The following is a 20,215-nucleotide window of genomic DNA, read 5'->3' on the forward strand; positions in this document are numbered from 1 at the left end:
AAGACGGAATATCCCACATTCATCGCCGCGGTGCCTGCCGCTCCTGTTGGAGGCGGGGAAACGCGCAGCCCGTGTCATCGAACATTTTCGTTTAGAATATCGCCCCGTTTTCGTCGCAAAATTCCGTTTCATAATAGCCGGAAGAGCCGCCGTATAATTGCAGATCTTGATCTTCTCTCTCGGATATTGTCAGACGCAATCGGGATGGGTAATTTGCGCGCCACCGCGGAAACAGAGGATCAGTGCTAGCATGATGAAACGCGCGATCGTGCTTTTGCCGTTTCTCATCTTTTTCGGAGCCTGGTCAGTACTGACAGGCGCTGGCGCAGTGCTCGCCACAATGCCCGAGGGTCAGCAGGCGATGCGGAGCTTCACGGGTTGGCTGCCGGACGACGTAGCCGCCCACATCGGCTCCCCCACCTATTGGGCCTTGCTGCTCTTGCCCTTCGCCGTGGTTCCGGCTGCAGGCTTGGTAGGATACAGAATGACCCGCTCGGCAGCTCCAAACGCAAGAGCCGACATATCTTCCACCTCGCTGCTCCTTCTTTCAGCGACGGGGTTTCTCTACTGCTTCTGGACGCTCTATTCGATCGGCCACTGGGTGCCGGGCCTGCTGTTTGAAGAATTGAGCTACCCGGCCTTCATCGCGCGCCGCGTAGCGATTATCGAAGCGGCCGGCTTTCTGTTTTATGCGGTGGTTTATGCGATCTTGCCGATGTGCTCGGCGCTCTTTCTCGCCAAACTGCTCAGAACATGGACCTGGGTCGATTTCGTCGGCCTGCTGGGTACTTTCGCAGCCTGCTATTATTTGACCTTTTCAATCTATATGAAACTTCCTTTGGTAATCTACTTTGGCATGATGGGTCTGGCGGTGATTTTCTCCCGACGCGGCTGGCTCCTACTGCCAGTCATCGCCGTTGCGGCGGTAGGTACGTTCCTGTCGCTACAAAGCCTTATCGGGGGATTCTATGTCGAAGGAGATCAAGTCGATACACCCAAACCGGAGGTCGCGGCCCAAGCGCCAAAACCAGCCCCAGCGCCGGCGTCGCCAAATATCGATGATAAGCCGAAGCCCGCCCCACCCGCGCCCCACGAGGCCGAGTCGCCTTCTGGAGAGCCGAAAAACGTAAAAACGGTGCCGCCAAAGCCTGAGGCGCCCGCGTTGCCTACTGGTCCAAAAATCTCGGATTTCTCATGGGCTGCCAGATATGCTTGGGCGGCAAAAAGCACTGCTGAAAGCGTCATCTTTCGAATGGGTTCGGCGTATCCGTTCTATGTCGCGGTATTTGCCGACCCGCGTGAACGCTGCGGCATTGAGACTAACAGCTTACCGCTTCTTCCTGCACCGTCATGTGTGCTGCCACGCAAGATCTTCGACGCGATGTATCCGAGCGTGACATGGGTTGGAGGTTTTGCCCCCGCCGCCGCGCATGTGTCTGCCTACGGCGAAGCCGGCCTTGCCTATTCCGTTCTCATCCTGATTGTCGTCGGACTGACGCTGGGGGCCGGCTCGGCGCTGATAGCCACCGGTTCGGGACCTGCCTTCGTCGGAATCGGGATCGCCGTTTCGCTGCTGGCCTACTATTTCACCCAGGTTCCGTTCCTAGGAGCCCTGACATACGCCCACGGTTTCGCGTTCTTCGTCTTGCCTGCCGTCATCTCGGCGCGTCAGATAATTCTGGGAGGGGATGTGGATCGCCGAAAGCGTACTTCCGCGCCTCGATCAGCATGAACAGACCGCTATCGGGAAAGAACCTCCGGAAAAACCAGCGCGGCCACAATCTCCTGGCCAGCGTCAGCAGCGCGCCGCGGTGGCGCTGGCCGGCCTCGCTTTCCAGCAAGTCGCCATGCGTCAGAAGGGTCGCGATCTTGAGGCCGGGCGTGTTCATGAACAAGGTTTCGCGCGCATAGCGGCGCGAATACGCCTTGGTGCCGGGACTTTCGAGGTGACAGGCGTAGATATCATCGAGTGACCGCCATGGCCGCCCGATCGCCAAGCCGTAGCGAAGCCACAACATCAGCCCGATCAGGCTCCACTTGTGGTAGATCATCACCTTCATGGTGCCGTTCGGCTTCAGAACTCGGAAAATCTCGCGGACGGACTTGTAGGTGTCTGGGGAGTGGTGGATGACGCCCCACGAATACACCATGTCGAATGTCGCGTCTTCAAACGGCAAGTTCTCGGCGTCAGCGACGCGCAGGTCCGATTTGAGTCCAAGACGCCGAAACCGTTCCTTCGTATGCTGGATCGCGCGCGGCGTCAAATCGACGCCCGATAGAACCGCTCCACTTTCGGCAAGCAGTTGGTGATCGGCGCCCAGCCCCACCCCAATCTCCAAAACTTTTGCGCCGCTCCACCTTTCCGGTTCGATGAAAGTTTTGATGTAGGGCTCAAGCCTATATCGCTCGTCAGCCTGGGCTTGGTAGTCGCCCTCGCTAAGATACAGTTCTTCGCCGCACGATGCACGGTCCCAAAAATCTATAACTTCTGCCTTCGACACTCTCTCGCTCCACGCGGGCCGGACAGAATGAGGATTACGCCCCGCCGCCCGGTTTCTGTTTATCGAAAGAGAAATTCTTAGTCAGTCATATCAATGTAATCAAGTAGATGTCGCCGAGTACTTCCACGATTTCCTGGTCTTCCGGGATTTCCTTAGATGCCTTGCGCTTGACGAGTTCTTCCCGCGCGATCTCGTTCAGGTTCATGAATTTGCACGGCTGCTCGTAAGACCCGCCATCAACATTGTAACTGGAAATTAATCGTATCCAGCGACGACAGCCCCGAAAGCAGTCGCGGTCTCGGACGACAAATGGGATGGATACAACGCTACGTTATTGAACGGTGATTCCATCTAATAACCCTCGGCGAACCATGCAAAACTCGCGGATAGCGGGCCGGCTGTAGGAGTGGTGGTGAATCCGAATGCTTTCACGGCTATTGAGGTAGTACTCGGGGTGCCACAGTTCGCCGCCTTTGAGCGACCTGAGCGACCCGAGAGATAGGTGACGTTTTGTACCGGACACATGGGTAACACTTTTGGCTTTGCCGGAGGTGTTGATGCCGTGGAGAGAGAGTTCGGTTATGGAAGAACGTCTACGCTTTGTGGCTCGCCTTCTCGATGGGGAAGGGATGAGCGATGTGTGCCGCCAGTTCGGGATCTCGCGCAAGACCGGCTACAACATCTGGGACCGCTACCGTCAGGAAGGGCTGGAGGCGCTTTGCGACCGCTCGCGGCGTCCGGTGCGCTACGCCAACCAGTTGCCCGACCAGATCGAGCGGCTGATCGTGGAGACCAAGCGCGGCAAGCCGCATTGGGGCGCCAGGAAGATCAGGGAGTTGCTGGTGCGCAGGCTGGCGGGCGAGGTTCGCATTCCCGCCAAGTCGACGGTGCACGCCGTGCTCGACCGCCATGGCCTGGTCAAGCGCGCCCGTCAGCGGCGGCGCTTCAAGGCCGAGGGCACGGTGCTGTCGCAGGCGGCGGCACCCAACGATCTATGGTGCGCCGACTTCAAGGGCGAGTTCAAGACCGGCGACGGCCGCACCTGTTACCCTTTGACGGTGAGCGACCAGGCCTTGCGCATGATCCTTTGCTGCGAAGCCCTTGAGAGCACGAGGGAGGCTCCGGTCATCGAGGCCTTCGTGCGCCTGTTCCAGGAGCGCGGCCTGCCCGCCGCCATCCGCAGCGACAACGGCCTGCCGTTTGCGTCGCCCAACGGGCTCTACAATCTGTCGAAGCTGTCGGTGTGGTGACTGAGGCTCGGTACCGCGATCGAGCGCATCAGGCCCGGCCACCCGCAACAGAACGGCCGTCACGAGCGCATGCACCGGACCCTCAAGGCCGAGACGGCGCGCCCGCCGGGCATGAACGTGCTCCAGCAGCAGGACCGCTTCGATCGATCGTCAGCGAGTTCAACGAAGAGCGCCCCCACGAGGCGCTCGCCATGAAGACGCCGGCCGAACGCTACACGCCCGCTTCAAGAGCCTATCGTGGCCTGCCGGAGGCGGACTACCCCTTCCACGACAGGGACATCCTCGTCACCGCATGCGGCCGCATCTGCATGGCAAGAAAGAAGATCAACGTCTCGGCCGTGCACGCCGGCCAGAGGCTCGGCATTAAAGAAGTCGACGACGGCATTTGGCTCGTCAGCTTCATGCACTATGATGTGGGATATATCGACCTGGAACAGAGAACCTTGCAGACCATCGGCAACCCGTTCGGCTCGAGATTGTCACCCATGTCTTAGGTACAATCTGTTACCTATCTCTCCGGGTCGTACATGAAATAGCTGGCGATCCCGGCAGGACTCGAACCTGCGACCATCGGCTTAGAAGGCCGGTGCTCTATCCAGCTGAGCTACGGGACCGTCGCGGCGCACGGCCGCACCGCGCGCAGCGTGAACACCTCAATGCGTCCAGGGCGTCTTGCGGTCATAGCGGAAATTCTCCGCATAGGTAATCTGGCGCCGGCGCAGTTCCTTCGGCTCCTCGACGCGGAAGGCCACGCCCTGTTTCTTAGCGTAGGCGACGGCTTCTTCGCGGGTCTCGAAGGAGAGCTTGATCTGGCTCTTCATGTCGGCCGAGCTGGTATAGCCCATCAGCGGATCGATCTTGCGCGGCTTTTCGGGCTCGAATTCGAGAATCCAGCGTCCGGTCTTGGCCTTGCCGGACTGCATGGCGGTCTTGGCCGGGCTGTAGATGCGGGCAGACATCGGTGTTTCCTGCTTTTTGACGCGAATGCGACTGTCGGCACTGCCCTAGCCAGAATCAGGCCGTTTGCCAAGCCCGCGCGGCGCGCGATCTGCCGGCCGTGGCAAGATCGGCATCCGGTCTCCGGCCGGAGCGGCCGTCAATCATGCGGGCCGAACCCGGGTCGTACCTTGAAAAAATGGTCGGAGCGGCAGGATTTGAACCTGCGACCCTCTGGTCCCAAACCAGATGCGCTACCAGGCTGCGCTACGCTCCGCGACCCGACGGAGGCCGTGGGATACACAGGTCGCGCGCCGACCGCAACCGCTTTTGCAGCGGCGCGGCCCGCCGCACTCACAGGTCGAGCCCGCCCTGCCCGGCGTCGATGGCGCCGATCACCTGGGCCGCCAGCGCCCGCGAAATCCGGCATTTCTGCTCCATCGCGGCGCGGTCGAGCCGCTCGACCACCCGGTTCGCGGTCGACAGCGACCGCTCGATGCGGGCAATCAGATACTGCACGACATGGCGCTCGATCTCGATTTGCCGGTCGGCGAAGAGTTTTGTGATGACGCCGGCGAGCAGCCTATCGTCTGGTTCGCCGATCTCGACCAGCGTCGCCGCCTTCAGGCGGGAGTTGAGATCGGCAAGCCCGATGCCCCAGGCCGCCGGGAAATGACGCGAGGTCAAAAGCAGGCTCGATCCGGCCGCGCGTACGGCGTTGATCAGGTGAAACAGCGCCGTCTCGTCGAAGGCGCCGGGCGCGATGCCGTCGACCAGGATGGGGCGCTCGGCGAGCACGGCCGGATCGACCGCCGCGATATCGCCGACCGCCGGCGCGATAGCGGCCGCCCGCGCCCTCCAGATATCGGCCAAATGCGTCTTGCCCGAGCCGGTCGGCCCCGCCAAGACGACCACCGGCGCGGGCCAGTCCGGCCAGCGGTCGATCATGGCGACCGCGGCCGCGTTGGCGTCCGAAACGATCAGGTGATCGCGCGAATAGTCGGCCCGATGGCCGAGATCGAGCGGCAATTGCCGGGGTGGAGGCGTAGCGGACATTCTCAAACCCGGCCGGTCACTCGCCGGACGTTCCATGGCCCCGATACATGGGCGAGGCGAGGTAGCGGGCGAGCGCGAAGCGGACCAGCACCGCCACCGCGGCGGCGGCCGGAACGGCGATCAAAAGCCCGACGAAGCCGAACAGCGTGCCGAAGGCGAACAGCGCGAACATCAGCCAGACCGGATGCAGGCCGACGCTCTTGCCGACCAGCTTGGGCTGCAAAATGTTGCCCTCGATGAACTGGCCGCCGAAGAAGATCGCGGCCACGGCCGCCACCATCATCCAATCCGGCCAGAACTGGACGAAGGCGACCCCGACCGACAGCGTCAGACCGACCAGGGAGCCGATATAGGGAATGAAACTGATCAACCCGGCGACCAGACCGATCAGCAGGCCGAAATTGAGCCCGACCACCGTCAGGCCGACCGCGTACATGACGCCGAGGATGAGGCACAAAGTGCCCTGCCCGCGCAGGAAGCCGGCGGTGGCGGTGTTGATGTCTGTGGCGAGCTGGCGCACCGTGCCGACATGCTCGCGCGGCACCCAGCCGTCGACGGTCTCGATCATCCGATCCCAGTCGAGCAGCATGTAGAAGGCGACCACCGGGGTGACGACCAGAAGGCCGGCAATGTTGATGATCGCCATGCCCGACGACCACAACGACTGGAACAGCCCGGTCAAAAAGCCGGCGCCGGAACTGATCAGCGAGCTCAGCGCCTCGCGCAGGCTTTGCGAATTGACGCCGATCGTGCGTTCCAGCCAGGCCGGGTCAATGTTCATGACCAGGGACTGAAGGCGCGAAAAATAGTCCGGCAGCTTGGCGCCGAAATCGGCGAGCTGAGTCGCCAGGATCGGCACGATCACCATCAGCGCCAGCACGAAGGCAAGCAGAAACCCGATCAGGATGACGATGGTGGCGGCAAGCCTGGACAGGCCGTAGCTTTCCAGCTTGTCGGCGACCGGATCGAGAAAATAGGCCAGCACCATGCCGGCGACGAAGGGCAGCAGGATGGAGCTGAAAATGAGCAGGAACAGGATCAGCAGCGCGGCCGCGATCATCCAGAACAGAACCTGACGACGCAGCGAGGCGGCCGCGACGCGGTACGCCTCGTTGTGGTTCTCACTCGCCTGGGTTCGCGCTTTCGCCATAATCGTTCATGTGCCGGAGCCAAGCCACGAGATAGGCCGCAGCCGAAGCCAGGGTCAAGAGGCCGGAGACAATGACCAGTGCGCCGCGCAGCGCGCCGGCCTGACCGTCGAAGGCCAGTTCCGCCAGAACCAGCGCCGCCAGAACGATCTGGACGGCGGTGTTGGCCTTGGAGACGAAAAGCGGCTTTACCTCGACCGGATTGCCCATGATGGTCGACAACAGCACCGCCGCCACGATCAGCGCGTCGCGCGAGACCGCCGCGATCACCAGCCATAGAGGCAGTTCGCCCATGTAGCCGAGCACGACGAAAACCGACACCAAGAGCAGCTTGTCGGCCATCGGGTCGAGATAGGCGCCAAGCTCGGAACGCTGGTCGAACTGACGGGCGATGAAACCATCGACCCCATCGGACACGCCGGCGATCACGAAGCCGGCCAACGCCCAACCCATCTTGTCGGTCAGCAGCGCGAACACCACGGCCGGCACCAGAAAAAAGCGCAGAATGGTGATCACATTTGGTATGGTCACGATGGCTCTCCGGACCGGTCGCGAAATCTCGTGCCGATAGATGGACGGTTTCGGACCGGCCTTCAAGCCGGGAGCGCCGCACGGGATAAATCCGTTGATGGCGGCGGGCGGGCCGGGGCCGGCCTTGCAGCCCGGGCGCCTTCATGCGAAGAGCCGCCTGACAGGGTCCGCCGGCGGCGACGTGCCGGCGGCCGAAGCGACGGGAAACGCCATGAGCCAGGGCAAGAACGGTCTCACCTACGCCGAGGCCGGCGTGGACATCGACGCCGGCAACGCCCTGGTCGACAAGATCAAGCCGCTGGTCCGCTCCACGCGGCGCCCCGGCGCCGACGGCGAGATCGGCGGTTTCGGCGGCCTGTTCGACCTGAAGGCCGCCGGCTTCAGCGATCCGGTGCTGGTAGCGGCCAATGACGGGGTCGGCACCAAGCTGAAAGTGGCGATCGAGGCCGGCATTCACGACACGGTCGGCATCGACCTGGTGGCGATGTGCGTCAACGACCTCGTCGTGCAGGGCGCCGAACCGCTGTTTTTCCTCGATTACTTCGCCACTGGCCGGCTCGACCCGGACCAGGGTGCCGCGATCGTTTCGGGCATCGCGGCCGGCTGCCGCCAGGCCGGCTGCGCGCTGATCGGCGGCGAAAGCGCGGAAATGCCCGGCCTTTACCGCGACGGCGACTACGATCTGGCCGGTTTTGCGGTTGGGGCGGCCGAACGCGGCCAGTTGCTGCCGACCGACGACATTGCCGAGGGCGACGTGATCCTGGGCCTGTCGTCGTCGGGCGTGCATTCGAACGGGTTCTCGCTGGTGCGCCGGATTGTCGACAAGGCCGGCCTGGCCTGTGACGCGCCCGCCCCGTTCGCGCCGGAGCGGACGCTGGCCGAGGCGCTGCTCGAACCGACCCGGATCTACGTCAAGCCGCTGCTGAACGCGGTGCGCGGCACGCACGGCATCAAGGCGCTGGCCCACATTACCGGCGGCGGCTTTCCCGACAACATTCCGCGTGTGCTGACCGGGGACTGGTCGGCCGAGATCGACCTGGACGCGATCGATGCACCGCCGGTGTTCGGCTGGCTGCAGCGCGAGGGCGGCGTGGCCGATGAAGAAATGCTGCGCACCTTCAATTGCGGGATCGGCATGATCGCGGTGGTAGCGGCCGGCCAGGCCGCACAGGTCGCCGCCGTGCTCAACCAGGCCGGCGAAACCGTGACCTCGATCGGACGGATCGTGCCGCGGCGCGATGCCGGCGTGATCTATCGCGGGACGATCGCGTTATGAGGGCGCGCCGGCGTGTGGCCATCCTGATCTCCGGGCGCGGCTCCAACATGGAAGCGCTGATCGCGGCGGCGGCCGCTGCCGACTTCCCGGCCGAGATCGTCGCGGTGATCAGCAACGAGCCGGACGCGGCCGGCCTGCAGATCGCCCGCGGACACGGTATCGAAACGGTCGCGATCCCGCATCGCGACTATGCCGACCGGGCCGCGCACGAGGCCGAAATCGGCCGCGCGCTCGGCGAATACAAGCCCGACATCGTCTGCCTGGCCGGCTATATGCGGCTTTTGACGCCCCGCTTCGTGGCGACCTGGGAAGGCCGGATGATCAACATCCACCCGTCCCTGCTGCCGGCCTTTCCGGGCCTGAACACCCATCGCCGAGCGCTGGCGCAAGGCGTGCGCCTCCACGGTTGCACCGTCCATTTCGTCACAGAAACCATGGATGACGGCCCGATCATCGCCCAGGCGGCGGTGCCGGTGTTGTCGAGCGACAGCGAAAATTCGCTGGCCGTGCGCGTGCTTCTGGCCGAGCACAAGCTTTATGCGATGGCACTGGCGATGGTGGCGCGCGGACAGGCGTCGATGCGCGACGGCAGGGCGGTGTTTTCCGGCACTGACGATGGCGATCCCGAGGCGCAACTTTTTTCGCCGGCGCCGCCACAGTCCGAGCCTGCCGCGATCGCCGATCTGGAGCACCTGGCCCGCTTCACGCCCTGAGGCGGCCGGAGCTTCGGGCGAGGAGGAACCGCACCCGATCCAACGCAGCACAGGGGACGAGGGTCGATGACCGACACGACGACAACGCCGCCGATTGCAGACGATGCGGTGCGCGCGGTCTTCGCGGCATGGCCGCCTGCCTTGCGAAACCGGCTGCTGCATCTTCGACGCCTCATCCTTGAAACCGCCGCGACTACCGAAGGCGTCGGCGCGCTCGAGGAGACGCTGAAATGGGGCCAGCCGGCCTATCTCACCACGCGTTCGCGCAGCGGCAGCACGATTCGCCTGGGCGCGCTCGGCGATCAGGACGGATACGCGCTTTATTTCATCTGCCATACCGGCCTGGTGGAACGCTTTTCGGAGCTCTATCCGTCGACGCTGCGCTGCGTCGGCAACCGCGCCCTCCATTTTGGGTCCGACGACGCACTGCCGGAGGCGGAACTGCGCCACTGCCTGCAACTGGCGCTGACCTATCATCTGCGCAAGCGCGGTGCCAGTTCCAGGCCAAGGGCGGCATCGGCCGACTGACGGCGAAGTAAAGCTCAGCCGGCCGGCCGGATCCACACGCGATTGTCGTGGAACGCCGCCCCGCCATAGGGCGCGGGCGCATCGGCGCCGGTCAAGACGTTGATGCCCTCGCCGCGCTCATGCGCGGCATTGGGCCAAATCCCTTCCGCGACAGCGACCCCACGCTTCACGCCGCCGAAAAGCCTGGCGTGCAGCACGATCTCGCCGCGCGGATTGCCGATCTCGACGCGGTCTCCATCTTTTATGCCGATTTCGGCGGCGTCGTCGGGATGAAGCATGATTTCCGGCCGCCCTTCGCGCTTTTTCGCGCTCGGGGTCTCGGAAAAACTGGAATTCAGGAACGAACGCGCCGGCGATGTCGCAAGCCGGAAGGGATGGGTGTCGTCCGCCTCCTCGATCACACCGACATGGTCGGGAAAGACGGGCAGCCTGTCGTGCGGCCCGAAAGCGCCCAGAGATTTCGGCGGCTTGGCGGGAGCGGCCGTGCCGGTCCAGTCGGGCCGGAAACGGAATTTTCCGTCCGCGTGGCCGAAACCGGTCAGGAAATGGGCGGTGTCGAAGTCCGGCTGCAGGTCCACCCAGCGCCCGCCGGCGAGAGCGTCGAAATCGCCCAGGCCGCGCTTGGCGAGCATGACGTCGATATGAGCGCGCGCGCTGATGCCGAAGCCCGGACGGTCGGCGACGCCGAGCCGTTCGGCCAGGCCCTCAATGACATCGAGATTGGGACGCGGCCCGGCGGGCGGATCGATCAGTTTCGGGCCGAGGATGATGTGCTGATGGCCGCCGCCGCGATAGATGTCGTCATGTTCGAGGAACATGGTGGCCGGCAGGACGACATCGGCAAGCGCTGCCGTCTCGGTCATGAACTGCTCGTGCACGCAGGCAAATAGGTCCTCGCGCAGGAAACCTTGTTTCACCAACCGCTGCTCGGGGCAGACATTGGCCGGATTGGTGTTTTGGATCAGCATCGCGGTGACAGGCGGGCCGTGGCGCAGCGCCTCGGCATCCCCAGTCAGGATGCGCCCGATCTGCGACTGGTCGAGCATGCGGATGCGCGGATCCGCAAGCTTCACCCCCTCCAACAATGTCTTGTCGAGCCGGAAAATGCCCGAATTGGAGTGAAAGGCGCCGCCGCCCTCGTACTGCCAGGCGCCGGTGACCGCTGCGATCGACAGGGCGGCATGCATGTTGACGGCGCCGTTGCGCTGGCGCGCGAAACCGTAACCGAGGCGGAAAAAGCTGCGTTTGGTGGTGCCGACCAGCCGGGCGAAAGTCTCGATCTCGTCAACCGTGAGACCGGTAATCGCGGCAGCCCATTGCGGCGTGCGCGAGGCCAGATGCGCCTCGAGCCCGGCCGGATCGTCGGTGTATTTTTCCAGATAGGGCCGGTCGGCAAGGCCGTCGCGAAACAGGACATGCATGACCGCGCAGGCGAGTGCGCCATCCGTGCCCGGCCTGAGCACCAGGCCGAGATCGGCCTGCTTCATGGTGGCGTTGTCGTAGACGTCGATCACCACGATCTTGGCTCCGCGTTCCTTGCGCGCGCGAATGGCGTGGGTCATGACGTTGACCTGAGTGGCGACAGCGTTGGTGCCCCAGATGACGACGCAGTCCGATTTCGCCATTTCGCGCGGATCGGCGCCGCGCAGCGCGCCCGCGCCCATGACGAAACCCGTCCAGGCGAGATTGGTGCAGATCGATTCGAAGAAGCCGGAATATTTTTTGGCGTGACGCAGACGATGGATAGAATCACGCTGCACCAGCCCCATCGTGCCGGCATATTGATAGGGCCAGACCGTCTCGCTGCCGAAACGCGCCTCGGCGGCGAGGAACTTTTCCGCCACCAGATCGAGCGCGGCCTCCCAACTCGCCTCCTTCCAAGCGCCCTCGCCCTTGGCGCCGGCGCGCACCAGCGGCTTCAAAAGCCGGTCGGGATGGTGGACGCGTTCGGCGTAACGCGCGACCTTGGCGCAGATCACGCCTGCGGTATAGGTGTTGTCACGCGCGCCGTGCACGCGGCCGATGCGGCCGCTGTCGAGAAGCTCCACGTCGAGCGCGCAGGTCGAGGGGCAGTCGTGCGGGCAGGCCGTGTGGCCGATCGCGATCTTGGCGTGCTGGTTCATGCCGCAAAACTACCGGGTTTGGCGGTTGGACAACAGCCATCCCGGCGAAAAAGAATCGGTCCACCCCGTCGACAACGCCGACGGTGGTGCGTTTATGAAGACGGGTTGAGCGTATGAACTATCGCCACGGCTATCACGCGGGCAATTTCGCCGACGTGGTCAAACACGCGGTGCTGACGCGCATCCTCGACTATCTCAAGCGCAAGGACAAACCGTTTCGGGTGATCGACACCCATGCCGGCGCGGGCCTTTACGATCTGTCCTCGGAAGAAGCGCAGAAGACCGGCGAATGGCGCAACGGCATCGCCAAACTGGCGCAGGCCGACCTGGCCGAGCCGGCGAAAACCCTGCTCGCGCCCTATCTCGAGGCCGTGGCGGCGCTCAACCCGGCCGAGCCGCTGCGGTTTTATCCGGGCTCGCCGGAAATCACGCGCCACCTGCTGCGCGGCCGCGACCGGCTGACGGCGATCGAACTGCATCCGCAGGAGGCGTTTGCGCTGAAAACGCGCTTCGACGGCGACTACCAGGTGCGGGTCATCGAACTCGACGGCTGGCTGGCGCTCGGCGCGCATGTGCCGCCGAAGGAAAAGCGCGGGCTGGTTCTGGTCGATCCGCCGTTCGAGCGCGAAGGCGAGTTCGACCGCATCGTCGACGGCCTTGCCAAGGCCTATCGGCGCTGGCCGGGCGGCATCTACGCGCTGTGGTATCCGATCAAGGACCACGCCGCGGTGGCGCGCTTTCGCGACCGCCTGCGCCACGCCGGGATTGCGCGCATTCTCGACGTCTCCTTGTCGGTGCGCGGCCCCTCCCCCGAACCCAGGCTCGACGGGTCCGGCCTGGTGGTCGTCAACCCGCCTTTTCTGCTGGAGGAGGAGATGCAGACCATTCTACCGACCCTGGCCGTGCTGCTCGCCGAGGACAACACCGCGTCGTGGCGGATCGAGCATCTGGCCGGTGAGGACGCGGCGCGGGAGGACTGAGACGTCAGCCGAACAGCTTGCGCCGCAGCCGTGCAACGCCGAGAAAGATACCGCCCAGACCGTTCGGCCCGTAGGGCTCGTAAGCGCGCAGTCGCGAAATCAACCCGTCGCGTGTCTCGAAGACGAAGACCTGCGGAAAGTTCAGCGCCTGACCGTTTTTCAGCACGTGGCTGGTGTCGACCTCCACGGCGCCGCTCACCGCGTCGCGCCCCTCAAACAAATGGATGGTGGTGAAGCCGAACTGGCGCATGACCGACAAGCCCCAGTCGAGACCGGCTTCGATTTCGGCGCGGCCGTTCATCTGCGGGCTGGGGTAATGCGGGTCGAACAGCCGGGCGTCCTCGGCAAAGCAGGCCAGCGCGGCCTGTTTGTCCCGCGCCTCGAGCGCCCGAAACAGGCGTTCCAGCACGGCCGATGCCGGTTCCGTCATCGCGTCCCCCCAAAAAACCGTCCCGAAAGACAGCCTGGTGCGGAGCCTATCACAACGGCCGGAGCCGACAACACGGCCCGGCGCAGCTTGACCAGGCCACGCCTATTCATCACAGTGCGCCTCCCGTCCAGCCCGACTCGGAGTAACGAGAATGGTCCGACCCGTCCGCATCGGTTTTGCGTTGTCGCTGCTTGCGGGCGTGTTGATGTGGGCCGTTCCGGCAAGCGCCCACGATCTGACGCCACGTGCGTGCGGCGACAGCGCCATCCTGTCGCGCATCACGACGAAATTCCGCCACCAGGTCCGCCACGTGCCAAATCTGCCCGACGTGGAGATCGTCGACTTTCGGCGCGTGCACGAGCGGCGTTACCTGCCCTGGCGCGAGAACAGGCCGATCGCGCGCCGCTATTGCGGGGCGACGGCGGTGCTGTCGGACGGGCGACGGCGGACTATCTGGTACCTGATCGAGGACGGAATGGGTTTCGCGGGCATCGGCGACGGCGTGGAATTCTGCGTGTCGGGCTTCGACCGCTGGAAGGTCTATGACGGCCGCTGCCGGGTCGTGCGTTGAGCGCCCGCACGCGCAGCGGACCGTTTCAACGAAGAATCACGAGGCCGACACCGTCATGATCCGCATTCTTTACGCTCCGCCCTCGCCCTATTCGGCCAAGGTTCGCATGGCAGCCACGCTGGCGCAGGTGCCGTTCGAGGCGGTACCGGTCGACACCGGCGCCGAACCCGATCTTCTGATCGACGCCAATCCGCTCGGCAAAATCCCTGTGCTTTTGACCGAAGACGGGTTCGCGCTCTACGACAGCCGCGCGATCACCCAATATTTGAACCGGATTTCCAAGAACGCGGTCTTTCCGCGCAATGCTGTTAAACGCACCGAGGCCGAATGCATGGAGGCGCTGGCCGACGGCATGACCGACTGCCTGCTGGCCCACGTCTACGAACGGCGCTTCCATCCGCCGGACAAGGTGCACCAACCCTGGCTCGACCGGCAATGGGCGAAGGTGGAGCGGGCACTCGACCGGTTGAATGCCGAGCCGCCGAAACTCGGGCGACGCATCCATTGCGGCCATATCGCGATCAGGGCGGTGCTCGGTTATCTGGAACTGCGCTTCGGCACCGACTGGATGCGCGGGCGGACCAGGCTGAAGAACTGGATGAAACGGTTCGACGACAAATATCCAGACCTGGCCGCGCTGCTGCCTGCCGCGTCGTAACGCGGGCGTCACGGCCGGGCAGTTCTGCACGGCCACCTTGCCAAGGCGCGTTGTTCCAAAACCGGCGAAGCCTGCAAATCGCGCCAGCCATTGGCGCAATGCCTGCCCGGCGCAAAAAGGCCGGGCGCGAAACGCCCGGCCGGTCTGTTTTGGTTTCGTGCTGCCGTTCGGATCAGAATTTCATGCCGAGACCGAACAGAATCTTGTTCTCGCTGGCGTCGATCGAGGTCGGGCCGCCAGACAGCGAAAAGTCCTTGTCGCCATAGTCGACATAGCGGTATTCGCCGCGCGCGAAAATCCGGTCGGTCAGCTTGATGTCGGTGCCGACGCCGGCCGTCCAACCCAGCATGGTGTTGGTGTCGGACGTGGTCGCGTCGGACACTTCGAGCCGGCCTGCGGCGCCACCGGCGGTGCCGTAGACCAGCACGCGGTCGCTCAACGCGACGCCGAGGCGCGCGCGCAGCGTGCCGTCGACGCCCGACTGCGATGTCAGACCGGCATTGGTGCCCTCGTTGCCGTTATAGCCGATATCGGCTTCCGCACCGTAGACGAACATGCCTTCCTGAACGTTCCAGCCCCCGAAGGCGCCACCCTGGAAACCGTCGGTATTGATGGAATTGCCCGGCGCGCGGGTACGGCCGCTGAAGCCATAGCCGCCATAGGCACCGACATAGCCGCCGGACCAGGTGTAGACCGGCACCTCTTCGACCGGCAGCGGCGCCACCGGCGTCTGGTCAATGACGTCGGCGGCCTGGGCCGACGCAACGCCGAAAAGGGCGACGGCTCCGACCGCAGCGGCGATCGAGCGGGCGTGATTGGTTTTGGTACGCATCATCTTCTCTCCTTGGTCACTCGGCGGAGGACGAGACCGTCTTCCCCCGCATGAACGCGCACCGGACCGTGTGGGAGGAACGGGCGGGTCCGGCTGCGGCGAATGTCGGGTTTGAATCTGGCTGAAAGGTACCGAAAATCTGGTCATTGGCTGGCCGCTATGCGGCCGAAATTTGACGTGACGTTTCAGCAACAGGCGCCCGGCAAGGCGCAAACGGTGATTCAAGATACCGCATCATCATATTGAAATTGCTACAGAAAAACTTCTGGCGAACAGGCCGAACCGTTGTGGCCGGCCACGATATGGAAAGGTGGACGCGACGACAGTGCGCCTTTCAATCGTAATTTTGCCGCATATATTTCGGCGGTGTTAACGGGAGTGAACGGACCCATGGCCGAAAACGGGCCAACAGCCCTTGTCACCGGCGGCGCCAGGCGCATCGGCGCGGCGATCGTTGAGGACCTCGCCGCCAACGGGTTTGGTGTGGCCATCCACTGCAACCGCGCCCGCGAGGAGGCCGACCGGCTTGCCGACGCGATCGGCCGGGCCGGCGGAAAAGCCGTCGTGCTGCCGGCGGATCTGTGCGACCCTGACGCCGGTGCCGGGTTGATCGCCGCGGCCGCCGATGCGCTTGGGCCGGTGCGCCTGCTGGTCAACAACGCCTCCGCCTTCGACGACGACAGTCCGGCCGATCCCGACTGGGAACGATGGGACCGGCACTTTGCCCTGCACCTGAAAGCGCCGGTGGCGCTGACCTCGACCATGGCCAAGGCATTGCCCGCCGACGGCGACGGGCTCGTCGTCAACGTCATCGACCAGCGGATCTGGAAGCTGACACCGCAATTCTTTTCCTACACGCTGTCGAAATCGGCCTTGTGGACGGCGACGCGAACCATGGCCCAAGGCCTGGCACCGCGTATCCGGGTCAATGCGATCGGCCCCGGCCCGACACTGAAGAACGCGCGCCAAGCCGTCTCCGACTTTCGCGCCCAGACCGACGCGCTGCCGCTCAAGCGCGGTCCTCTGCTGACGGAGTTCGGCGCCACGATACGCTATTTGTGGCAAACACCGTCGATAACCGGCCAGATGATCGCGCTCGACGGCGGCCAGCATCTTGCCTGGCAGACACCCGATGTGACAGGCATGCGCGAATGACATCCAGACACGATCCCGATCCCGCCAACCCGTCCGGCGAAAGCCGCGATGAGGAACCGATCGCGGCGGCCGCGATCGCCAGCGGGCCGATCGACTGGACCTCCGGCGCGGAAAACACCGGCGACAAGAGCGGCCTCGAACTGATCGGCGAATTCGTCAAGCGGCTGCCCAACGCCCCCGGCGTATATCGGATGATGAACGCCGCCGGCGACGTGCTTTACGTCGGCAAGGCGCGCAATCTCAAGAAGCGGGTCAACAATTATGCCCAGGGCCGCGGCCATACCAACCGCATCGCCCGCATGGCGCGCGAGACGGCCGCGATGGAATTCGTCGTCACCCGCACCGAGATCGAGGCGTTGCTGCTCGAAGCCAATCTCATCAAGCGCCTGCGGCCACGCTTCAACGTGCTGTTGCGCGACGACAAATCCTTTCCCTACATTCTGATCACCGGCGACCATCGCGCACCCGGCATCTTCAAGCATCGCGGCGCACGCTCGCGCAAGGGCGAGTATTTCGGTCCCTTCGCCTCGGCGGGTGCGGTCGGGCGCACGATCAACGCGCTGGAGCGGGCCTTCCTGCTCAGGAGTTGCACCGATTCGGTGTTCGAAAGCCGCACCCGCCCCTGCCTGCTCCACCAGATCAAGCGCTGCTCGGCGCCGTGCACCGGCGAGATCAGCGACGAGGGTTACGCCGCGCTGGTGGACGAGGCCAAGGCCTTCTTGTCCGGCCGGAGCCAGAAGGTGAAGGCTGAAATTTCCGCGGCCATGCAGGAGGCGGCGGAACGGCTCGATTTCGAGCGCGCGGCCGTGCTGCGCGACCGACTGTCGGCGCTGAGCCATGTCCAGAGCCATCAGGGCATCAATCCCCAATCGGTCGAGGAGGCCGACGTGTTCGCCATCCATCAGGAAGGCGGGCAAAGCTGCATTGAGGTGTTTTTCTTCCGCACCGGCCAGAACTGGGGCAACCGCGCCTATTTTCCCAAGGCCGACCCCGCGCTCGGCCCGCAGGAGGTGCTCGGCGCCTTTCTGACGCAGTTTTACGACGACAAGCCCTGCCCGCGCGCGATCCTGCTCACCCACGCGGTCGAAGAGCAGGACCTGCTGGCCGCCGCCTTGTCGGCCAAGGCCGGCCGCAAGGTGACGATCGGCGTTCCGCGCCGCGGCGAAAAGAAGGACCTGGTCGACCACGCGCTGCAGAACGCACGCGAGGCGCTCGGGCGCCGGCTGGCCGAAACTTCCTCGCAGGCGCGCCTGCTGACGGGGCTGGCAGAGACCTTCAACCTGGAAACCCCGCCGCGGCGCATCGAGGTCTATGACAATTCCCACATCATGGGCACCAACGCCGTCGGCGCGATGATCGTCGCTGGCCCGGAGGGATTTGCCAAGGCGCATTACCGCAAGTTCAACATCCGTTCGACCGATATCGCACCCGGCGACGATTTCGGCATGATGCGGGAGGTGCTCACGCGGCGCTTCACGCGTCTTTTGAAGGAGCGGCCGGACGAGGCCGGGGCCGAGACCGAAACGCAGGACCTGGCCGACGGCCTGCCCGCCTGGCCCGATCTGGTGCTGATAGACGGCGGCCAGGGCCAGATGAACGCCGTGCGCGCCGTCTTCGCCGAACTGGGCATCGCCGAGCGCGTTACCGCGATCGGCGTCGCCAAGGGTGTCGACCGCGAGGCTGGGCGCGAGCGGTTTTTCGTCGACGGGCGGCCGCCCTTCATGCTGCCGCCACGCGATCCGGTGCTCTATTTCACCCAGCGGCTGCGCGACGAGGCGCATCGCTTTGCGATCGGTTCCCACAGGGCCCGGCGCAAGAAGGAGATGGTGAAGAACCCCCTCGACGAGATCGGTGGCATCGGACCGGCCCGAAAACGCGCTTTGCTGCACCATTTCGGCACCGCCAAGGCGGTGAGCCGGGCCGGCGTGGAGGACCTGATGACGGTGGACGGCATTTCCGAGGCCATGGCCAGGCAGATTTACGATCACTTCCACGACAGGGGATGACCCGCGTCGCCTTGGCCCATTGTGCGCGCGCGCCCTTTCCGCGATGTTGACCGCGAGCGCCCGCTTCTGGTTTGAGTGGGCGGGTTTAACGGTGTTGCCATTTCATGTCCAACCGCGCTTTCAACCTGCCGAACATCCTGACCTACGGGCGCATCCTCGCCGTGCCGCTGATCGTGCTGTGCTTTTTCCTGGAAGGCCGGCTGCGTTCCAGCGACTTCGCCCGCTGGAGCGCGCTCGGCCTGTTCATGGCCGCCAGCGTGACCGACTATCTGGACGGCTACCTGGCGCGCATCTGGCAACAAACCTCCAATATCGGCAGGATGCTCGACCCGATCGCAGACAAGCTTCTGGTCTCGACCTGCCTGCTGTTGCTGGCCGCCGATCCCGCGCGCACCATCCATGGCTGGTCGCTGTGGGCGGCGATCATCATCCTGTGCCGCGAAATCCTGGTCTCGGGCCTGCGCGAATATCTGGCCGAACTGAAGGTGAGCGTGCCGGTGACGCGGCTGGCAAAATGGAAGACCACCATCCAGATGATCGCGATCGGCTTCCTGCTGGCCGGACCGGCGGGCGCGAAACTGCTGCCCTATACGATCGAGATCGGTATCACGCTGCTGTGGATTTCGGCCCTGGTGACGCTTTATACTGGCTACGATTATTTCCGCGCCGGTTTGAAACACATCATCGATTGAGGCCGCGCCATGAAACTGGTCTATTTCGCCTGGGTGCGCGAGCGGATCGGACACGCCGAGGAGGAGGTCGACCTGCCTGACGACGTCGTCACGGTGGCCGGCCTGCTAAGCTGGCTTGCAGGCCGCGGCGAGGAATACGAAACCGCCCTCAAGCACGCCTCGGCGATCCGTGTCGCCATCAATCAGGAACATGTCGCTCACGACGCGCGCATCGAGGGCGCGCGCGAGATCGCGCTGTTTCCGCCGATGACGGGCGGGTAAGGCGGTGAGCGCCCCGATCGAACCGGCCGTGCGCATCCAGCGCGAGGATTTCGATCTCGCCCACGAGAGCGCCGCACTGTGCGCGGGCCGCACCGATATCGGCGCGCTCGTCACATTCACCGGCCTGTGCCGCGACGAGGCGGGCACGCTGGCCGCGCTCGAACTGGAACATTATCCGGGCATGGCCGACGCCGAAATCCGCCGTATCGCCCGCCAGGCGGTCGAGCGCTGGCCGCTTTCGGGACTGAGGGTCATCCACCGCTACGGAAAGGTCCGCCCCGGCGACAATATCGTCGCCGTGCTTGCCGCCTCCCGGCACCGCCAGGCTGCCTTCGACGCGGCCGCCTTCATGATGGATTTCCTGAAAACCCGCGCTCCGTTCTGGAAAAAGGAACACCGCAGCGACGGCTCCGAGGGAGGTTGGGTGGAGGCGCGCGACATCGACGACGAGGCTACGCAGCGGTGGCGCGAGCCTTCTGCCGCGGATCGCTAAGCAGCGCTTAATCATAAGCGCGAAGTTTTCTGCCGATTAGACCTTTTGCAACCCCGACTTTTTACGGTGCGATCA

At 64.3% G+C, this 20,215-nt stretch carries 20 protein-coding genes, 2 tRNA genes and 1 pseudogene; 13 read left to right on the plus strand and 10 right to left on the minus strand.

Annotated features, from left to right (window positions below):
• Positions 1-250: 250 nt before the first annotated feature.
• A complete protein-coding gene (locus tag C7T96_RS16415; RefSeq protein WP_106572335.1) occupies positions 251-1,732 on the plus strand; it encodes a hypothetical protein in 1,482 nt (493 codons plus the stop codon).
• On the opposite strand, the gene C7T96_RS16420 is transcribed toward C7T96_RS16415, so the two are convergent.
• Entirely contained in the window at positions 1,656-2,501 is an 846-nt protein-coding gene (locus tag C7T96_RS16420) for a class I SAM-dependent methyltransferase (RefSeq protein WP_199190500.1), read from the minus strand. The genes C7T96_RS16415 and C7T96_RS16420 overlap by 77 nt on opposite strands.
• A 557-nt stretch (positions 2,502-3,058) precedes the next feature.
• Here C7T96_RS16420 and C7T96_RS16425 point away from each other — a divergent pair.
• Positions 3,059-4,245: pseudogene (locus C7T96_RS16425) on the plus strand (IS481 family transposase).
• Positions 4,246-4,288: 43 nt separating this feature from the next.
• Here the strand turns inward: C7T96_RS16425 and C7T96_RS16430 are convergent.
• The 6 genes from C7T96_RS16430 to C7T96_RS16455 all read right to left on the minus strand — a co-directional run bounded on the left by C7T96_RS16430 (position 4,289) and on the right by C7T96_RS16455 (position 7,422).
• Positions 4,289-4,365, minus strand: a tRNA-Arg gene (locus C7T96_RS16430).
• Between the two features lie 39 nt (positions 4,366-4,404).
• Positions 4,405-4,710, minus strand: a complete 306-nt coding sequence (locus C7T96_RS16435; protein ID WP_106572337.1) for an ETC complex I subunit — start codon at positions 4,708-4,710, stop codon at positions 4,405-4,407.
• A gap of 177 nt (positions 4,711-4,887) precedes the next feature.
• Positions 4,888-4,964, minus strand: a tRNA-Pro gene (locus C7T96_RS16440).
• Between the two features lie 77 nt (positions 4,965-5,041).
• Entirely contained in the window at positions 5,042-5,743 is a 702-nt protein-coding gene (gene hdaA, locus C7T96_RS16445) for a DnaA regulatory inactivator HdaA (protein ID WP_106572338.1), read from the minus strand.
• Between the two features lie 16 nt (positions 5,744-5,759).
• The gene (locus C7T96_RS16450) at positions 5,760-6,893 is read right to left on the minus strand and encodes an AI-2E family transporter (RefSeq protein ID WP_106572339.1); all 1,134 of its coding nucleotides are present in this window, start codon (positions 6,891-6,893) and stop codon (positions 5,760-5,762) included.
• Positions 6,865-7,422 carry a CDP-alcohol phosphatidyltransferase family protein gene (locus C7T96_RS16455; RefSeq protein WP_106572340.1) on the minus strand — a complete coding sequence of 186 codons (558 nt, stop codon included), beginning with the start codon at positions 7,420-7,422 and terminating at the stop codon, positions 6,865-6,867. Before C7T96_RS16455 ends, C7T96_RS16450 begins: the two co-directional genes overlap by 29 nt.
• Before the next feature lie 211 nt (positions 7,423-7,633).
• Here C7T96_RS16455 and purM point away from each other — a divergent pair, with 211 nt between their 5' ends.
• From purM to C7T96_RS16470, 3 genes are all read left to right on the plus strand, one after another.
• A complete protein-coding gene (gene purM, locus C7T96_RS16460) occupies positions 7,634-8,698 on the plus strand; it encodes a phosphoribosylformylglycinamidine cyclo-ligase (protein WP_106572473.1) in 1,065 nt (354 codons plus the stop codon).
• On the plus strand, positions 8,695-9,411 hold the full coding sequence (purN, locus tag C7T96_RS16465; protein WP_106572341.1) for a phosphoribosylglycinamide formyltransferase: 717 nt from the start codon (positions 8,695-8,697) through the stop codon (positions 9,409-9,411). Before purM ends, purN begins: the two co-directional genes overlap by 4 nt.
• A gap of 66 nt (positions 9,412-9,477) precedes the next feature.
• Positions 9,478-9,939 (plus strand): DUF1801 domain-containing protein, encoded by a 462-nt coding sequence (locus C7T96_RS16470; protein ID WP_106572342.1) that lies wholly within the window; start codon positions 9,478-9,480, stop codon positions 9,937-9,939.
• A 14-nt stretch (positions 9,940-9,953) separates the two neighbouring features.
• Here the strand turns inward: C7T96_RS16470 and C7T96_RS16475 are convergent, their stop codons facing one another.
• Entirely contained in the window at positions 9,954-12,062 is a 2,109-nt protein-coding gene (locus C7T96_RS16475) for a molybdopterin oxidoreductase family protein (RefSeq protein WP_106572343.1), read from the minus strand.
• Between the two features lie 113 nt (positions 12,063-12,175).
• Between C7T96_RS16475 and C7T96_RS16480 the strand changes: the two genes are divergently transcribed.
• Complete coding sequence (locus tag C7T96_RS16480; RefSeq protein ID WP_106572344.1) at positions 12,176-13,042, plus strand: 23S rRNA (adenine(2030)-N(6))-methyltransferase RlmJ; 867 nt, start codon at positions 12,176-12,178, stop codon at positions 13,040-13,042.
• Between the two features lie 4 nt (positions 13,043-13,046).
• Here the strand turns inward: C7T96_RS16480 and C7T96_RS16485 are convergent, their stop codons facing one another.
• Positions 13,047-13,472 (minus strand): nuclear transport factor 2 family protein, encoded by a 426-nt coding sequence (locus tag C7T96_RS16485; RefSeq protein ID WP_106572345.1) that lies wholly within the window; start codon positions 13,470-13,472, stop codon positions 13,047-13,049.
• A 205-nt stretch (positions 13,473-13,677) separates the two neighbouring features.
• On the opposite strand from C7T96_RS16485, the gene C7T96_RS16490 reads away from it, so the two are divergent.
• Positions 13,678-14,043, plus strand: a complete 366-nt coding sequence (locus C7T96_RS16490) for a hypothetical protein (RefSeq protein WP_245414162.1) — start codon at positions 13,678-13,680, stop codon at positions 14,041-14,043.
• A gap of 55 nt (positions 14,044-14,098) precedes the next feature.
• Positions 14,099-14,701: a glutathione S-transferase family protein gene (locus C7T96_RS16495; protein WP_106572474.1), complete on the plus strand. Its 603-nt coding sequence runs from the start codon at positions 14,099-14,101 to the stop codon at positions 14,699-14,701.
• Positions 14,702-14,873: 172 nt separating this feature from the next.
• On the opposite strand, the gene C7T96_RS16500 is transcribed toward C7T96_RS16495, so the two are convergent.
• Positions 14,874-15,536 (minus strand): outer membrane protein, encoded by a 663-nt coding sequence (locus tag C7T96_RS16500; protein ID WP_348627251.1) that lies wholly within the window; start codon positions 15,534-15,536, stop codon positions 14,874-14,876.
• Positions 15,537-15,923: 387 nt separating this feature from the next.
• Here C7T96_RS16500 and C7T96_RS16505 point away from each other — a divergent pair, with 387 nt between their 5' ends.
• From C7T96_RS16505 to C7T96_RS16525, 5 genes are all read left to right on the plus strand, one after another.
• Entirely contained in the window at positions 15,924-16,688 is a 765-nt protein-coding gene (locus tag C7T96_RS16505; RefSeq protein WP_106572347.1) for an SDR family oxidoreductase, read from the plus strand.
• Positions 16,685-18,694 (plus strand): excinuclease ABC subunit UvrC, encoded by a 2,010-nt coding sequence (gene uvrC / locus C7T96_RS16510; protein ID WP_199190501.1) that lies wholly within the window; start codon positions 16,685-16,687, stop codon positions 18,692-18,694. The genes C7T96_RS16505 and uvrC overlap by 4 nt, the downstream gene beginning before the upstream one ends.
• 104 nt (positions 18,695-18,798) lie before the next feature.
• Positions 18,799-19,386 carry a CDP-diacylglycerol--glycerol-3-phosphate 3-phosphatidyltransferase gene (pgsA, locus tag C7T96_RS16515; RefSeq protein ID WP_106572349.1) on the plus strand — a complete coding sequence of 196 codons (588 nt, stop codon included), beginning with the start codon at positions 18,799-18,801 and terminating at the stop codon, positions 19,384-19,386.
• 9 nt (positions 19,387-19,395) lie between these two features.
• Positions 19,396-19,647, plus strand: coding sequence for a molybdopterin converting factor subunit 1 (moaD, locus tag C7T96_RS16520; protein WP_106572350.1), 252 nt, complete (start codon positions 19,396-19,398; stop codon positions 19,645-19,647).
• Between the two features lie 4 nt (positions 19,648-19,651).
• Positions 19,652-20,140 (plus strand): molybdenum cofactor biosynthesis protein MoaE, encoded by a 489-nt coding sequence (locus C7T96_RS16525; protein WP_106572351.1) that lies wholly within the window; start codon positions 19,652-19,654, stop codon positions 20,138-20,140.
• Positions 20,141-20,215 lie beyond the last annotated feature (75 nt).

The organism is Nitratireductor sp. StC3, assembly GCF_003015025.1.
Lineage (GTDB): Bacteria > Pseudomonadota > Alphaproteobacteria > Rhizobiales > Rhizobiaceae > Mangrovimarina > Mangrovimarina alexandrii.

Coding starts and splice junctions, on each gene's coding strand:
- C7T96_RS16470 (WP_106572342.1), top strand. CDS start 9,478: ATGACCGACACGACGACAACGCCGCCGATTGCAGACGATGCGGTGCGC.
- purM (WP_106572473.1), top strand. CDS start 7,634: ATGAGCCAGGGCAAGAACGGTCTCACCTACGCCGAGGCCGGCGTGGAC.
- C7T96_RS16490 (WP_245414162.1), top strand. CDS start 13,678: ATGTGGGCCGTTCCGGCAAGCGCCCACGATCTGACGCCACGTGCGTGC.
- C7T96_RS16500 (WP_348627251.1), bottom strand. CDS start 15,536: ATGATGCGTACCAAAACCAATCACGCCCGCTCGATCGCCGCTGCGGTC.
- C7T96_RS16415 (WP_106572335.1), top strand. CDS start 251: ATGATGAAACGCGCGATCGTGCTTTTGCCGTTTCTCATCTTTTTCGGA.
- uvrC (WP_199190501.1), top strand. CDS start 16,685: ATGACATCCAGACACGATCCCGATCCCGCCAACCCGTCCGGCGAAAGC.
- purN (WP_106572341.1), top strand. CDS start 8,695: ATGAGGGCGCGCCGGCGTGTGGCCATCCTGATCTCCGGGCGCGGCTCC.
- C7T96_RS16480 (WP_106572344.1), top strand. CDS start 12,176: ATGAACTATCGCCACGGCTATCACGCGGGCAATTTCGCCGACGTGGTC.
- C7T96_RS16435 (WP_106572337.1), bottom strand. CDS start 4,710: ATGTCTGCCCGCATCTACAGCCCGGCCAAGACCGCCATGCAGTCCGGC.
- hdaA (WP_106572338.1), bottom strand. CDS start 5,743: ATGTCCGCTACGCCTCCACCCCGGCAATTGCCGCTCGATCTCGGCCAT.
- C7T96_RS16475 (WP_106572343.1), bottom strand. CDS start 12,062: ATGAACCAGCACGCCAAGATCGCGATCGGCCACACGGCCTGCCCGCAC.
- C7T96_RS16485 (WP_106572345.1), bottom strand. CDS start 13,472: ATGACGGAACCGGCATCGGCCGTGCTGGAACGCCTGTTTCGGGCGCTC.
- C7T96_RS16495 (WP_106572474.1), top strand. CDS start 14,099: ATGATCCGCATTCTTTACGCTCCGCCCTCGCCCTATTCGGCCAAGGTT.
- C7T96_RS16505 (WP_106572347.1), top strand. CDS start 15,924: ATGGCCGAAAACGGGCCAACAGCCCTTGTCACCGGCGGCGCCAGGCGC.
- moaD (WP_106572350.1), top strand. CDS start 19,396: ATGAAACTGGTCTATTTCGCCTGGGTGCGCGAGCGGATCGGACACGCC.
- pgsA (WP_106572349.1), top strand. CDS start 18,799: ATGTCCAACCGCGCTTTCAACCTGCCGAACATCCTGACCTACGGGCGC.
- C7T96_RS16450 (WP_106572339.1), bottom strand. CDS start 6,893: ATGGCGAAAGCGCGAACCCAGGCGAGTGAGAACCACAACGAGGCGTAC.